This is a genomic window from Streptomyces umbrinus (assembly GCF_030817415.1).
Lineage (GTDB): Bacteria > Actinomycetota > Actinomycetes > Streptomycetales > Streptomycetaceae > Streptomyces > Streptomyces umbrinus_A.
The window spans coordinates 10,626,772-10,642,313 of record NZ_JAUSZI010000002.1 but is presented as its reverse complement, the minus strand read 5'-3'; the positions used below and the strand labels follow the sequence as shown (position 1 = coordinate 10,642,313).

The 15,542-nt window shown below is 69.3% G+C and carries 10 protein-coding genes and 1 pseudogene; 4 read left to right on the top strand and 7 right to left on the bottom strand.

Annotated elements, in window-relative coordinates:
- Positions 1 to 339: 339 nt before the first annotated feature.
- The gene (locus tag QF035_RS47170) at positions 340 to 1,254 is read right to left on the bottom strand and encodes a M56 family metallopeptidase (RefSeq protein ID WP_307528321.1); all 915 of its coding nucleotides are present in this window, start codon (positions 1,252 to 1,254) and stop codon (positions 340 to 342) included.
- Positions 1,255 to 1,628: 374 nt separating this feature from the next.
- Positions 1,629 to 1,970 (bottom strand): annotated as a pseudogene (locus tag QF035_RS47165) (heavy metal translocating P-type ATPase); the annotation flags it as partial.
- A gap of 343 nt (positions 1,971 to 2,313) precedes the next feature.
- On the opposite strand from QF035_RS47165, the gene QF035_RS47160 reads away from it, so the two are divergent.
- Positions 2,314 to 2,916 carry a TetR/AcrR family transcriptional regulator gene (locus QF035_RS47160; protein ID WP_307528319.1) on the top strand — a complete coding sequence of 201 codons (603 nt, stop codon included), beginning with the start codon at positions 2,314 to 2,316 and terminating at the stop codon, positions 2,914 to 2,916.
- 52 nt (positions 2,917 to 2,968) lie between these two features.
- Here QF035_RS47160 and QF035_RS47155 read toward each other — a convergent pair whose 3' ends face one another.
- The 5 genes from QF035_RS47155 to QF035_RS47135 all read right to left on the bottom strand — a co-directional run bounded on the left by QF035_RS47155 (position 2,969) and on the right by QF035_RS47135 (position 8,147).
- Positions 2,969 to 3,877 carry a M56 family metallopeptidase gene (locus QF035_RS47155; RefSeq protein WP_307528317.1) on the bottom strand — a complete coding sequence of 303 codons (909 nt, stop codon included), beginning with the start codon at positions 3,875 to 3,877 and terminating at the stop codon, positions 2,969 to 2,971.
- On the bottom strand, positions 3,874 to 4,254 hold the full coding sequence (locus tag QF035_RS47150) for a BlaI/MecI/CopY family transcriptional regulator (protein ID WP_307528315.1): 381 nt from the start codon (positions 4,252 to 4,254) through the stop codon (positions 3,874 to 3,876). Before QF035_RS47150 ends, QF035_RS47155 begins: the two co-directional genes overlap by 4 nt.
- 28 nt (positions 4,255 to 4,282) lie before the next feature.
- Entirely contained in the window at positions 4,283 to 4,975 is a 693-nt protein-coding gene (locus QF035_RS47145) for a TetR/AcrR family transcriptional regulator (protein ID WP_307528313.1), read from the bottom strand.
- Positions 4,976 to 5,003: 28 nt separating this feature from the next.
- The gene (locus QF035_RS47140; RefSeq protein ID WP_307528311.1) at positions 5,004 to 6,386 is read right to left on the bottom strand and encodes a salicylate synthase; all 1,383 of its coding nucleotides are present in this window, start codon (positions 6,384 to 6,386) and stop codon (positions 5,004 to 5,006) included.
- Positions 6,387 to 6,521: 135 nt separating this feature from the next.
- On the bottom strand, positions 6,522 to 8,147 hold the full coding sequence (locus QF035_RS47135) for a (2,3-dihydroxybenzoyl)adenylate synthase (protein ID WP_307528310.1): 1,626 nt from the start codon (positions 8,145 to 8,147) through the stop codon (positions 6,522 to 6,524).
- A 365-nt stretch (positions 8,148 to 8,512) separates the two neighbouring features.
- Between QF035_RS47135 and QF035_RS47130 the strand changes: the two genes are divergently transcribed.
- The 3 genes from QF035_RS47130 (at position 8,513) to purF (ending at position 15,535) form a co-directional block, all read left to right on the top strand.
- On the top strand, positions 8,513 to 13,216 hold the full coding sequence (locus tag QF035_RS47130; RefSeq protein ID WP_307528308.1) for a non-ribosomal peptide synthetase: 4,704 nt from the start codon (positions 8,513 to 8,515) through the stop codon (positions 13,214 to 13,216).
- Positions 13,213 to 14,013: a thioesterase II family protein gene (locus QF035_RS47125; RefSeq protein WP_307528307.1), complete on the top strand. Its 801-nt coding sequence runs from the start codon at positions 13,213 to 13,215 to the stop codon at positions 14,011 to 14,013. Before QF035_RS47130 ends, QF035_RS47125 begins: the two co-directional genes overlap by 4 nt.
- Positions 14,014 to 14,119: 106 nt before the next feature.
- Positions 14,120 to 15,535: an amidophosphoribosyltransferase gene (gene purF, locus QF035_RS47120; RefSeq protein WP_307528304.1), complete on the top strand. Its 1,416-nt coding sequence runs from the start codon at positions 14,120 to 14,122 to the stop codon at positions 15,533 to 15,535.
- Positions 15,536 to 15,542 lie beyond the last annotated feature (7 nt).

Here is a 15,542-nt window from a genome sequence, read left to right as displayed (position 1 = left end):
GGGCGCGGCCGAACACCGACTCGCGGCACGGCAGCCTTCGAGTCCTCCGACGGTCAACTACTGATGTCCTTAGTACGTAGCGGAATAGGTGACCGTTCACGGGACGGCGGGATTTCAGGTGCTCGATGATCCACATGCAGACTCGCACGGCCGCAGTGGGAGTGACCGACTGCGGCCCGTCGGATACGCCACCTGCGGTGCCGGCACGCGGACCGGACCCCGAGGGGGCGTATCAGGGCGCTTCAGATCATGTCCCGATTCCCTACCGTGCGCAGGGTGAGCGGGCGGGCAGCACGCAGCGGGCCACCGTCGAGACGGGCGGCGCGGTTACCGGCGGATCTACCCGATGCTCGGAACACAGCCGACAAGCAAGGGGATCAGCGGGACAATCGCGGCTGCGGCCGCCATCGAGATGGACAGCAACGGATGCGGGCGCCGCGGCGGAGCGAGCACGCGCTGGAGCCGTGCGAGGGCGGCGGGGCCACCGATGGCGAAGGCGCCCTCAGGCGCCTTCGCGGCGGCCATCTCGTACAGGGCCGTGGCAAGAACCTCGCGTGACTGGCAGCGCAGGGCACGGTCATCAGCGCTCATCTCCAGGAGCATCGCGGTCTGCTCCCGCGCGTGCCGGCCCAGCGGCAGCCACCAGAACACCCACGCGAAGGCCTCCGCGGTGGCCATGGCCAGGTGGTGGCGGCCCGCGATGTGAGCCCGCTCGTGTTCCAGTACGGCTTCGAGCTGGTCGTCGGAGAGCAGGCGCAGGGCACCTCGGCTGACGACTACACGAGGGTGCCGGCCGGGCAGGCAGTAGGCGGCGGGCAGGTCGTGTTCCAGGACGGTGGCGCGCAGTGAGGTCGAGCGGCGGCCGACGACGTCCAGAATGTACAGATGGCGCGAGCGTGCCCGACGCGCGCGTACCACTTGGTAGGCGAAGGACCCGAGCAGGAGCGCCATCAGCAAGACGGGCAGGGCGATCGCCAGAGCGTCCGCCGTGTCCGGATTGGGCGTGCTGCCGGTGTCGAGAGCCAGTCCACAGGTGTGGAGGATGCCGACCACACCTGCATGGAGGTGCTCCGTCGGCACGGCGAGGTGGTAGGCAGCCAGCGCGACCGCCAGGGTGAAGGACACGGTCAGCGCATGCCACGTCGCGACGGCAAGGGCAGGTGAACGGTGCGTCCACGTGCTGCGGAGCAGGAGACGCGGAACTGCGACACCGACGGCGGCCGCGTAGCCGATGAGGGCGGGGACTGCATTCATGCGGCGCCGCACCTCCCCGCGGTCCGCACGGGACCGTGTCCGACAGCCGCGGGGCAGTCCTCGCGGCTGTGGACCGGCTCGTGCAGCACGGCTCGGCTCTGCATCTGTTCCCGCACCAGCACGCCCTTACTGTTGGGTGATGTCGCCGACGGCCATGGCCGTGACACACGTGACCACTCTGGTCCTGTCGAACTCGTCGTCACTCCCCCGCGCTGCCACCGGATGTCTCCGTCTGCGCAGGCTGTTCACAAGCTCCGCTTCAACGTACCCGAGCCGCCACATGAGTTTTCTCCCGTGGAGCAGCAGACGCGGTTCATCGTAGAGCCGTTGCAGGCCCGGTACCCGCCGATCGGTACCGGGCCTGCACCAGGGGCTCAGGCGGCTGCGCGGAATCGGCGCAGCCGCAGCGAGTTCCCGACGACGAACACGGACGAGAAGGTCATGGCGGCCCCCGTAATCATGGGGTTCAGCATGCTCGCCGCGGCCAGAGGCAGGGCGGCGACGTTGTAGCCGAAGGCCCGGAAAAGGTTGCCTTTGATGGTGGCCAGGGTGCGGCGGGAGAGCCGGATGGCATCAGCCGCGACCCGCAGATCGCCGCGTACGAGCGTCAGGTCGCCGGCCTCGACGGCCGCATCGGTGCCGGTGTCCATGGCCGGACCGAGGTCGGCCTGGGCAAGGGCTGCGGCGTCGTTGACCCCGTCGCCCACCATCGCGACCCGCCCCCACCGCGCGGAGCATCAGGCGGCATCCGCACCAGGGCGGCAAAGGGTTGATCTCGGTCGAGCGCCTCACTCAGAGTGCGCGCCACGAGCGAGCGGGCCTCGGCGTGCGGTAATTCGGCGGCGTTGATCTCCAGCAAAGGCCACCCCGACCATTCGGCGGACATGGATCTCTCCTCTGACTCGATATCAGGTTGGGCAACCTAAATCTTGTGGACGCGCGTCCACAAGATACTCAAGTACGGTTCCCCGCACGGGTTCTGCCTGTGACGAAGACCCCGAAGCAGCAGGCACATCTTCGGGCCGCCGCGCCTGGGGAAGTCTTGGCCGTGCGCAGATCGTGGCCGCCGCTCTGGAGATCGCGCGCAATGAAGGCATGCATGCGCTGACGATCCGGCGGCTCGCGTCCGACCTCGGTGCCTCGCGTATGGCGCTGTACCGGCACGTGCCGGACAAGAACGGGCTGATCGATCTCGTGATGAACGCCATCGCGGAACACGATGTCGTGCCGCCGGACATCGACGAAGGCCCTTGGCAGGAGCGGCTGCGGCGGCTCGCCGACGGCATGCGCCGCGAACTGGCCGCCTATCCCGGTCTCGTCGACATCCTCATGACCCGTGCCAACCACGGACCCGGCGCGCTACGGCTGGTCGAGACCGTGCTGGACATCCTCGCCGACGCCGGACTCGACGAGCGCCGGGCGGTCCGCCACTACGTGCTCTTCATCGACCTGGTCCTCGGACGGCTCCACCGTGAACTGCTCGGCGATCCCATGGATCACCACCGCACCGCCGGCCTGCCGGCTCTGGCCGAGGAGGTCGGCGAGTATCCGCGTCTCCGCGCCGCCGGTCCCTATCTGCGCGACATCACGTCCCGGCAGGTCTTCGACGACGAGATCGCCATGCTCATCCTGGCCATCGAGTCCTCTGCCCGCGAGGCGTGACGCCGGCTTTCCGGCCCTACAACCGAGGTTCCGTCCTGCGGTACAGCCGGCATCAACACCCGCCCGCCCACGCCCAAGTGGCGATCAGAGCCGACGAAGCAACCGTGAACAGAAAGCCACCCATGGCCGCCAGAGACTGTCGTCCCCCACTCGCGGGAGCCCTGCTCAATCGGCGGATACGTTCACTGGCGCCTTCGGTGCCCGCCTGCAACGCCCCCGCGCCGAGCGGCATCGCGACCAGGACGGACAATGCCGTGGCCACCGTCTCCGAGCGGAACCGACGGGACGCATGGTCGTCCGCGGCCAGTTCGATGAGCCGGGCCATCGCAGGGCGGACCAGGTGGAACAACGGCACGTAGGGGAACGCCCGGGCGAGCGAAGCCGCCAGAGCCGCCATCAGGTGATGCCGACCACGCAGGTGCGCCTGCTCATGGGCTATGACGGCGGACACCGTGCCGGGCGGCAGCCGCCGCAGTGCACTGGAGGTGAGCACCACGCGCCCTCCTTTGGTCGGTACGCAGTAGGCGGCCGGCGCGGTGTGTTCCAGGACCACTGCGGGCAAGTCCTCCAGCGGACGGGCCAGCAGGTCAAGTGCGTCCACGTGATCGCGCCATCCCCTACGCAGGCGCCAGAGCGAGCCCGTGCCGACGATGACGCCTCGCAGGACGACCACCGCGGCGCTCAACGCACCCGCCACGCACAGGATGACCACCAGGTGTCCCCCCAAGGCGTCAAGGAGCCGTGTCCAGCCCCAGACGAGGTCGGCGGCATGCCACCGCACGTGCCGCGCGGTCATCACTCCAAATGCCACCGCTCCGGCCGAAACCGCCACCACCAAGCCCGCCCAGAGCGCGATGGCCGCACGAGGGAAACGCGAGACCCATGCGGCCCGGGACAGCAGCCACGGAACCCAGGTCGCGCACACCACCAAATAGCCGGCCAGCAGCGTGAGGCGGATCATGCGTCGGCATCGTCTTCGGCGGGGAGCCGGTGGAGGGCGGAGCGCAGCGCTGTCGATCCCTCCGAGCCGAGTCCTTCGACGAAGTGGAGGAGTGCGACCTCCGGATCGGCGCTCTTTCCGAGCACCTGCGTCATGAGACGGGCGACGCATGCGTCCCGAGCCTCGACGGGTGCGTAGAAGTACTGCTTGCCGGACTTGCTGCGCTCCAGCCAGCCCTTGCGGAACAGCTTGTACATCGTGGTCATGACCGTGGTGTACGCGAGCGGTTGTGCCCTGGCAGAGTTGATCTCACCCGCCACGTCGCGGACCGTGACCGGTTCCTCGTTGGACCAGATCCGGTCCATCACCTCAGCCTCGAGACTTCCCAGGTTCCACATCGCCCGTCCTCCCCAGCGCGCGCTGCGATCATAGCGACGGAGACGCGCCCGGTTCCCTCCCGGACTCCGGTTCCTCCTGGGCCTCGGGCTTTTTGAGCACGGCGAGCAGGGTGCGCTCCAGCGTGGATGCGGCCTCCCCGGCCTTGAGTCGCCGCGCCCCGGTCTCCCCGGCCGCTGCGTGCAGCAGACTGTAGAAGACGGTGACCAGCCAGGGACGGGGAAGGTCGGTGCGGAAGACGCCTTCCTCCTGGCCCCGGGCGATGAGCCGGTCGACCCGGTCCAGCACCTTGCGGTGCTGCCGTCGCCGACGCGGCTCTCCGACGAGCCCTTCGGACGCCGTCACCAGAAAGGAGTGCTGCGCCAGGATCCGCCAGCAGGAACGCACCATCCGGACCATGCTCTCGTCGGCGGGTCCGCTGTCCAGCTCCTGCGCTTCGAGTGCCTTGTCCGCCTCGCTCACCGAGTAGGCCAGGACTGCCTCGAACAACTCCTCGCGCGAGGGGAAATGGGCGTACAGCGTCACCCGGCTGACCCCTGCGGCGCGAGCGACGGCTGTCATGCTGGCGTTCGGGTCCTCGCGGAAGCACTCAAGCCCGGCGGCGACGATCGAGCCGATGCTGCGCTCGGCGTCGGCGCGCCGCCGTGGCGCCCCACCGGATGCGCCGGAAGCCGTCCGCGCCGCGCCGCCGTACTGCGCGTTGCGGCTGGGAGTCGTAGGCATGGGTGGAGGGTACGTCACCGGCCCTTTCTCATCCAGAACTGCTGACCTTGGCCTGACACTCCGCGGTCGCCGAATCGTGCGCCGGGACGAGATGCCGGGAGACGCTGCGCAGCTTCTCGCAGGTTTCCTCGAATTCACGCTCGGGGCGGGATTCGCCGACGATGCCGGCTCCTGCCCGAAGCCACGTACGCCCGCGGCTCCGGTACACGGTGCGCAGCACCAGGGCCGCGTCCAGATCACCCTCGCTGCTGACCATCAGGACCGCGCCGCTGTACAGACCTCGGGGTTCGGGCTCATGACGGCGGATCAGGTCGTACGCGGCCGATTTGGGCACGCCGGACGCGGTGACGGCCGGGAAGACCGCGGCCAGGGCCGGCCAGGGTCCCTCGGTGCGCTCGGCGAGGCGACCGGTGACACGCGAGGCGATGTGCTGGACACTGCCGCGCTGCTTCACGTCCATCAGCTCCTCGACCCGTACCGACCCGGGGGCGCAGGCCTCGGTCATCTCGTTCCAGGCCACCTGAACCGATATGGCGTGCTCGTACACCTCCTTGGCGTCTGCGAGCAGTTCGATCCGTAGTTGTGCGTCCTGGGGCGCGTCCCCGGTCAGGGCGCGGGTGCCGGCAAGCGGTTGGGTGGAGACGGTTCCGTCGGCGGCGACCTCCACGACGGTTTCCGGACTGAACCCGGCGGCTTCGATCCCGCCGAGACGCAACAGGAAGGAGCGGGCCGGGTTGTTGGCCCGCCGGCCCGTCACATACGTGCCGACCAGATCTATTTCCTGCTCCACCTCGACGGTCCGGGAGAGGATGACCTTGTGCAGTTCGTTGTTGCGGATGGCCGAAACCGCGGCGGACACCGCCGTCTGGTACGGCTCGCGTCCGCCGTCGACGATGTCCGCGGAGAACGCAGGCGCGGGCACCGGGTCGGAGTCCGCGCCGGCCAGGAGGCTGCGGACCTTGTCCGCCATCGCGGGGTCGGTACATCGGATCAGTGCTTCGCCCGAGCGGAGGCGCACCTCCACCGCGGGTACGACGAGATGCAGTAAGGCGTCCCCGCCCACCGGGACCTCTTCGTCTGCCCGGTCGGCGAGCGCGTATGAGAGCTCGAACGTCGCCCAGCCGAATGCACGCCAGCCGTCGAGCGGCAGGCTGCCGAGCAACTGGTGCACCTGCCGTAGCGGTTCGTGCGCGCACGGCACGGAGGAGCGTTCCGTCCCTGCCCTGAAGTCGATGACGTCGCGGAAGACGGTGAGTTCGGCTTCAGCGCCCCCCGCGTAGTACCAGGCTCCCTGTCGTTCGTACACCACGTACTGCTCGTACGGTCCGCGGCGGGCGAGGCGGGTGGCGTGAAGCATCGGGTCGCCCTGAACCGGCACGGTGAATTCGAAGTAGCGCTGCCGTTCGGCCATGGGTGTCCTCAAGGTTGAAGGTCATCTGGTCGGACCGGAACACGCCGATGGGCGGGATCCCTCCGGGCCCCGCCCCGGGATCGCCGGAGCGGAGATGCATCCCAGAGGCACCGGGAGCGGGGATCCGCCCTGGGGTCACCGGGCGCGGAGGTCCGCTGCCGTCGCACCGGGGTCGGGCGCGACGGACCGGGCAAGTTCGCGTTTGTCGACCTTGCCCACGCTGGTCAGAGGGAAGGAGTGGCAGATCCTCACCACGTCGGGGATCTTGTACGCCGCCAGCCCTCGGTCGTGCAGGAAGGCGGCCATGTCGGGCACGTCGTCGTACCCTTCGCGCAGGAGCAGGCAGGCACAGGTTCGCTCGCCGAGATACGGGTCGGGAACAGGCACCACGGCGGCGTCGAGGACCGCGGGGTGAGCCCGCAGATGGTTCTGCAACTCGTCCGCGGAGACCTTGTCTCCGCCTCGGTTCACGAGGTCCTTCTCCCGACCCTCGACGACGAGTCGACCTTCCGGGGTGAGCCTCACCAGATCGCCGGTGCGGTAGAAGCCGTCCGGGGTGAAGGCCCGGAGGTTGTGTGTGGGCGCGCGGTAGTAGCCGCGCAGCGTGTACGGACCTCGGGTGATCAGGCTGCCGACGGCACCGGGCGGGACGTCTCGGTCCGCCTCGTCCACGATCCGTATCTCGTCGTCGGGGCAGAGCGGGAGGCCTTGAGTTGTCGCGACGGTCTCCCCGTCGTCGCCCCGGCGGGTATAGCTGAGCAGGCCCTCCGCCATGCCGAACACTTGCTGGAGTTCGCAGCCGAGGGCCGGGCCGATGAGCCGGGCCGTGTCCGGGGAGAGCCGGGCACCGCCCACCTGGAGGAGGTCGAGGCTGCTGATGTCGGCGGTATTCCATTGGACGGCCTGGGACCACAGAGCGGCCAGGGGTGGCACGACCGCGGTGACCGTCGCCTTGAACCGTTCGATGGCGGCGAACGCGACCTCGGGGCTGGGTGACGGGCACAGCGCGACTGCGCCGCCGACGTGGAGCACCCCGAGGACGCCTGGGCAGGCGAGCGGAAAGTTGTGCCCCATGGGCAGCACCGCGAGGTAGACGCTGTTCTCGTCCAGCCCACAGACCTCAGCGCTGGCGCGGAGGTTGTAGAAGTAGTCGTCGTGGGTGCGCGGGATCAACTTGGGCAGCCCCGTGGTGCCGCCGGAGACCAGCAGCAATGCCGGGTCGCTCGCCCGGGGCGCGGGCCATGGCCGTGGGGCGGCGTCGATCTCGTGCAAGGGAGTGTGCGCCCCCGGTTCCCCGGCGACCAGCACGTGGCGCAGTGAGGGTGCCTTCGCGCGCACTTCCTCGGCGAGCCTGCGGTAGTCGAAGCCGGTGTCCGGATCCGTGTCCGGAATGACGTAGGCGACGGCATCGGTGCTCAAGCACAGGTGAACGGCTTCGCTGCTGCGGTAGGCGGGCAGCCCCAGCACGGGGAGAGCGCCCAGGCGAAACAGGGCGAAGAGCAGCGGCAACATCTCGGGGACATTGGGAAGTTGGACGACCACCCGGTCCCCGGCGCGGATGCCCAGTTCGGCCAGTCCGGCGGCGAGCCGGTCGCTCCGCTCGTCGAGCTCGGCGTAGCTCCACAACAGGTCACCGCAGAGCAGCGCAGTGGCATCGGGGTGCTCGCGCGCTCCATCGCGCAACAGGTCGCCCAGCGGTCGTCCCCGCCAGTATCCGGCACGGCGATACCGTTCGACGAATTCGGCGGGCCACGAAACCACGTCCACAGGATTCACACCCCTCAAATCGAGATTTTCAGGGATCCACGAACTCTTACTGAACCGTAAAGAATCTGTCTCCTCCAAAGAGCCAAGTCAATAAATGAATGGCAACTAATAGGTAAAGTAAAAGTCAAGTTCGGCTCCATTTTGGGCGGATTTGAAAGGATTAACCGGTCAATTACGACATACCCCCGCCGGGTACTACTCCTTCGAGTACCTCCCTTCCCGGAGACGCACATGGTGTTTTACGTTGAGTCGGCATGAGCGACTCCAAGGACAACGGCATGAATTCTATGAATTTCCCGCGATCGCCATTAGAAAATCGCCGGTAACCCAGCCGGCGAGGCCCCGGAGAGAGGACAGCGATGACACACGCCGCACCCGCTGTGGAACGCCAGATCCGCGAGGCCGTGTCCGAAGTGCTCGGCCTGCCGCCGGACGCCGTGGCGGAGACGGACAACCTGATCTCGCACGGGCTCGACTCGATCCGCACCATGGCCCTCGTCGGGCGCTGGCGCTCGTCCGGAGCCGAGGTCGACTACGCGGAACTGGCCCAGGAGCCGACCATCGGCGCCTGGACACGGCTGCTGACGCAACGACTCTCCGGTACCGGGACCGCGGAAGTGGACCGATGTACCGACGGCCCGCCCGGACCGGCCGAGACCGTGGCGGACGAGGCGGCCGCCTTCCCCCTGACACCGGTGCAGCAGGCGTACTGGATCGGGCGGACGGACGGCCAGTCGCTGGGCGGCAACGGCTGCCACGCGTATATGGAGTTCGACGGCCGGGACGTACGGGCCGACCGCCTCGAGTCCGCCGTGCGGGCCCTCATCGCTCGACACGCAATGCTCAGGGCCCGCTTCCTGGAGGACGGGACCCAACGCGTCGCGACCACCTCACCGTGGCCGGGGCTGACCGTGCACGACGTGCGGACGTTGCCCCGGGCAGAGGCGGACGAAGCCCTCAGCCGCGTCCGCGAACAGCTCTCGCACCGGCGGTTCGACGTGGCCGCCGGTCATGTCTTCGACGTCCAGCTCTCCCTGTGTCCAGACGGTGCCACACGCATCCACTTCGGGATCGATCTGCTCGTCGCCGACGTCCTCAGTATCCAGCACCTGCTCGCCGAGATGGCCCTGTACTACGCCGAGCAGCCGGAGGCATCCAGCAATCCGCCGGCCGAGCCCGCGTACTCCTTCCCCCGCTACCTCACCGACCTCGCCGGGCAGCGGAGTTCGCCCAGGGAGAAGGCCCGCGCCTACTGGCAGGACCGGCTCCCCGAGCTTCCGGGCGGCCCCGCGCTGCCGCTGGCCGTGGATCCCGAGCCGGTGGAGCGGCCGAGGTTCACCCGCCGTCGTGCGCGACTGGCACCCGATGCCTGGCAGAGTTTCACCGAGCGGGCCCGAGCACACGGAGTCACGCCTGCCATGGCCCTGGCCGCCGCCTACGCCGAGGTACTCGGTGCCTGGAGCGCCCAGCAGCGCTTCGTACTGAATCTCCCCCTCTTCGACCGGCAGCCCGTGCACCCCGACGTGGGCAGCCTGGTCGCCGACTTCACCAATCTCGTCCTGGTGACCGCCGACACCTCGGACGGAGGGCCTTTCATCGCTCACGCCCGACGGCTGCAGGCGCAGTTCCAGAGCGATGTGGCACATGCCGAGTACTCGGCGGTCGAGGTGTTGCGCGACCTGGCGCGTGCCCGGCCCGGGGAACGGGCATCCGCCCCCGTCGTGTTCGCCAGCAATCTCGGTTCCGAGTTCGTCGACGAACGCTTCCGGAACACACTGGGTGAGTTCGGCTGGATGATTTCCCAGACCCCGCAGGTGTGGCTCGACCATCAGCTGTACGAGGATGCCGAGGGGTTGCTCCTCGCCTGGGACGCGGCCGAGGAGCTGTTCCCTGACGGCCTGCTGGACGCCATGTTCAGCGCATACGAGCAACTCGTCGAAGCCCTCGCCACCACGGACAATGCCTGGTCCTCCCCCGTCACCGGGCTCCTGCCCGCTCAGCAACGCGCCACCCGTGAGCGCGTCAACGACACCGGCGCGCCCGAGACAGGACAGTTGTTGCACGACGCCGTCGTCCAGGCGGCGCAGTGTCACGGCCGGCACATCGCGCTGCGCTGGGGTGCCGACGGGCAGATGAGCTACGACGAACTCCTGCGCCGCGCCCTGGCCGTGGCCCACGAACTCCGTGCCCGGGAACTGCGGGCCGCCGAGCCGGTCGCTGTCATCCTGGACAAGGGCTGGGAGCAGATCGTCGCAGTCCTCGGCATCCTGCTCGCAGGCGGCGCCTATCTGCCTGTGGACACCAATCAGCCGCCGGCCCGCCGGAACGTCATGCTCGCGGACGCCGGAGTGCGTGAGGTCCTTGTCCACTCCCGGTCGGCGGCCTTCGAGGAACTCCCCACCCCACTGCATTCCGTCGAGGTCGACACCCTCACCCCCGCTGCCCCCGGCACGGAACTGCCCGAGCCGACGGCGAGTGGCGACGATCTCGCGTACGTCATCTACACCTCGGGCTCGACCGGTCGCCCCAAGGGCGTGATGATCAGCCATCGGAGCGCGGTCAACACCGTCACGGACATCAACCACCGGTTCAAGGTCACCGCCGAGGACCGTGGGCTCGCCCTCGCCGCCCTGGGATTCGACCTGTCCGTGTACGACGTATTCGGCCTCTTGGGTGTCGGCGGCTGCCTCGTCCTGCCGGATCCGGAGCGCCGCGGCGATCCCTCGCACTGGGCGGAACTCATCGACCGTCACTGCGTCACCGTGTGGAACTCCGTACCGGCCCAGCTCCAGATGCTTCAGCACTACGCGGAGAGCGAGCCGACGCCAGACCTGGCCTCACTCCGGCTCGCCCTGATGTCCGGGGACTGGATACCGGTGACCCTCCCCGATGCCGTGCGCCGGCGCTGTCCAGGTCTCGAACTCATCAGCCTCGGCGGTGCCACGGAAGCGGCGATCTGGTCGATCTACCACCCCATCGGTGAGGTACCCGCCACCTGGCGCAGCATCCCGTACGGCACACCGCTCGCCAACCAGACCTTCCACGTGCTGGACGCGGCTCTGCGACCCCGCCCCGAACTCGTACCGGGCGAACTGTGGATCGGAGGTGTCGGCGTCGCCATGGGCTACCTGGGTGACGAACAGCGCACCGCCGAGCGGTTCGTCACCCACCCCGCCACCGGGGAACGCCTCTACCGCACCGGCGACATGGGCCGCTACCTCCCGGACGGCAGCATCGAGTTCCTCGGCCGTGAGGACACCCAGGTGAAGGTGCGCGGGCACCGGATCGAACTGGCTGAGATCGAGGCGGCGTTGCTCGCGCACCCGGACGTCGCAGCCACGGCTGTCGTCGTCGACGGCACGAACTCCGCGAACCGACGGATCGCCGCAGCGGTGACCGGCAGCCGCCACAAGGAGCCCACCACCGCTGCCGAAGAGGCCCGCGTGCTGGCCGGGGCCGCCCACTCCGCGGGCGCGCGAGCAGCCGGACGGACGGCACTCACGCATGTCGAGGCGGCGCAGCACCGGCTGAACCAAACGGCGTTCACCGCCATGGCGGCGGCCCTGCGCAGCCTCGGTGCCTTCCCACCCGGTGCCGAGCCGCCGACGGCGGAGCAGGTGCTGCGACGCGCGGGGGTGCCGCTTCGCTTCCACCGCGTCGTGCGCCGTTGGCTCGCGGTGTTGGAAAGTGAAGGCCTGGTGCACCGCGACCCGGACACGGGACGCTATCGGGACCTGATGCCGGCCGACGACGCGCTCCTCGCCGAGGAGCTGTACCGGCTGGAGACCGAGGGCTGCGAGCCCATGTGGACCGCACCCGTCCTCCAACTGCTCACGGCGAGTATGCGGCGGCTTCCCGAACTGCTGCGCGGTGAACTGGATCAGGTCCGGCTGCTGTTCCCCGACGGAGAGTCGGAGGCCGCTCGGGCGCTCTACGCGGACAACGCGATCATGCGGTACCTCAACCGTGCCACCGCGGGCCTCGCCGCGCACCTTGCCGCCGGCGCCGACCCCGGACGCCCCCTGCGCATACTCGAAGCCGGAGCCGGGGTCGGGGCGACGACCGACCAGATGATCTCAGTGCTGCCCGGGGCCGCAGGGGCTCCGGGGATGGAGCCCGACTACCTCTTCACCGACGTGTCGCACTTCTTCCTCAACGAGGCACGCAGCAGGTTCGCCGCCCATCCGTGGCTGCACTACGGCCTGTTCGACTTCAACGCCGACTACCGCGGCCAGGGTCTCCGGCCGCAGAGCTTCGACATGATCGTGATCGCCAACGCGCTGCACAACGCCCGTGACATCGACGCGGTGCTCGGCAGGCTCAGGGAACTGCTCGCTCCCGGTGGCTGGCTGGTCTTCACCGAACTCACCGTGGACCGGCCCGACTTGATGACCTGGATGGAGTTCCTCATCCAGCTCGACGGTACGGCACCGGACGCGGAGGGAGACTTCGAGGACCGGCGGCGTGGGCGCGACCAGACCTTCTTCGGCGTGGACGAGTGGCGCACGCTGCTCGCCGAGGCCGGGGCGCAGGCCGTGGTGGTACTCCCGGAGGACGGTGCCGAACTCGCCCTGTTCGGACAGCATCTGATCGCGGCCACCTTCAAGCGGGACCGGGCCGGCATCGATCTGGAGGACCTGCGCGAGCATCTGTCCGAACAGCTCCCCGAATACATGGTTCCTGCCCACATCGAGACGGTCGAGGCCCTGCCTCTCAGCTCGAACGGCAAGGTCGACCGCAAGTCCGTGCTCTCCTGGGTCACCGAGGGCCGCAAGGAGGACGCGGTTCGCTCGGCGCCCCCGTTGGACGAGCTGGAACGGCTCCTGGCCGGCATGTGGGCGGAACTGCTCTCCGTACGCTCGGTCGCCCGTGACGACAACTTCTACGACCTCGGCGGGGACTCCCTGCTCGTCGCCCAGTTCATCGGACGGCTTCGCCGGGAGCTGTCGGCGGCCGCGGCGCTGTCCTTCGACGAACTGCTGCGGACCATGGTGCGCCGGCCCACTCTCGCCGCGGTCGCCGAACGGCTGCGTCAGATGGACGGAAAGGTGGCGGACCGGTGAACCGGACGATACCCGGGGTCACCGGCCTCGCCCAGGAGTGGCTGCGCAACCCACGGCCGCGACGCCGCCCGCGACTGCGCCTTGTCTGCTTTCCGCACGCGGGGGGATCGGCCCGTTTCTTCTACCCGTGGCTGCGTGAACTCCCTGTGGCAGTCGAGCTGCTGGCAGTTCAGTACCCAGGACGCGACGATCGCCTCGACGAGCCCGTGCTCGACCGGATGGACCTGCTGACCGACCCGCTCGCCGAGGCCGTCGCCGAGGTCGCCGACGTACCGCTGGTGCTGTTCGGACACAGCATGGGTGCATCCGTGGCCTTCGAAGTGGCACGCCGTCTCGACAGTCGGTCTCCCGATCTCGTACGCCACTTGTTCGTCTCGGCACGGCCGGCCCCCTTCTCCTCCGATCCCGCTCTCGCACAGCAACGTGACGACGACACCCTGGTCCGGGAACTGGCCCGGCTCGGCGGGACGGACTCAACGCTGTTCGACGATCCCGAGATACGTGCCACGCTCCTGCCCGCCATCCGCGGGGACTACCGGCTGATCGAGGGCTACCGCTACCGGGCGGGCCCACCGCTCACCTGCGCCACCACAGCCGTGGTGGGGAGCCATGACCCGGAAGTGCCGAACCGTCTGGCCGAGGGGTGGCAGGCGGCCACCACCGGCACCTTCACGCTGCGCGTCATGCCTGGCGGCCACTTCTACCTGACCGAGCGCAGGTCCGAACTGATCGCCTACCTGCTCACCGCCCTCGGAATGCGGGGCGGCCACGGAGGCGGCCACGCCTCGACCCCGTGATCCGGACCACGCTCACCGTATTCAGCCCATGCCCGAGAACCGGACCACTTCATGGAGGACACGTGAGCGGGCTCGACAACGGACACATGCCCGAGGGCGGTTCCCGGTGAACGATCCGCTCGCCAAACCCCGCGAGGCGTGCGGTGTCGTCGGCGCCTGGGGCCCGGCCACGCCGGCCGTGCGCACCATGCTCATCGCCCTCCAGCACCGCGGGCAGCAGAGCGCCGGCATCGCCATCTGCCGAAACTCCGGCATCGACTGCCGGACCGGATCCGGCCGGGTGACGGACGTCTTCCCGAACCCCGAGGCACGTGCACTGCAGGGCGGGGCGGGGGCCATCGGACATGTGCGGTACGCGACTTCGGGCGGCGAAGGGCCCGACGACGAGCTGGCTCAGCCCATCGTGATGCAGGCCGGCACGAACAGCACTCTCGCCCTGGCGCACAACGGCACGCTCGTGAATACCGACGAGGCCCGTGCGGGACTGGGTATCTCCACCGATGCCACCGACACCGCCGTCCTCGGTCGGCTGCTCACGGCGGTCATGGAGAACGCCGGCATGACCTTGTCCCAGGCACTCCACGAGGTACTGCCGCAGGTCACCGGCGCCTACTCGCTCGTGCTCACTGACGGCCGTCGGATGTACGGGGTCCGCGATCCCCAGGCGTTTCGGCCCCTGTGCCTGGGCCAACTCGAGGACACCTGGCTGCTGGCCTCGGAGTCCGCCGCCATCGCCGCGGTCGGCGCAACATTCGTCCGCGAGCTGGAGCCGGGCGAGGTCCTGGAGGCCGATGCCGACGGCATTCACAGCAGCCGTCTCGACGTGCCGGGGGCTCGGCGCGCCTCGTGCCTGTTCGAGCATGTGTACTTCGCCCGCGCCGACTCCCGTATCGGCGGCCGGAGCGTGTACGAGGCGCGGTACGCGGCCGGGCGGGAGCTGGCAGCGTACGCTCCTCCACCGCCGTCCTCGGACGTGGTGGTGGCCGTGCCCGATACGGCCCGGGTCGCGGCCGACGGATATGCCTGGCACGCCGGACTTCCCGCCGTACAGGGGCTGTTGCGGCACGAAGGCGTGGGCCGCTCCTTCATCACCGGCGACCCGGCGGGCCGCGAGGCCGCCGTCCGTCAGAAGCTGTCCGCCGTGCCTGCCGCCGTCGCGGGACGCGAGGTCGTCCTCGTCGACGACTCGCTCGTCCGGGGCACCACCATGACAGCCGTGGTGGCCATGCTCCGGACGGCCGGAGCGCGCGGCGTCCATCTGCGGATCGCGTCCCCACCGCACCGCTGGCCGTGCTTCTACGGCATCGACACCGGGCGCGGGGACGCGCTGCTCGGCGCACAGGTTCCTCTGGACCGGCTGGCCGGGCATCTCGGCTGCGACAGCGCGGAGTTCCTGCCGCTGGAGTCCCTGCTCAACGCGGTCGGCGGAGATCCGGACACCTACTGCACCGCCTGTCTCGACGGCCGGTTCCCCACCGCGGTGGACCTCCGAGACGGGGCTTTCCTACAGCAGCAGCGATGACACGACT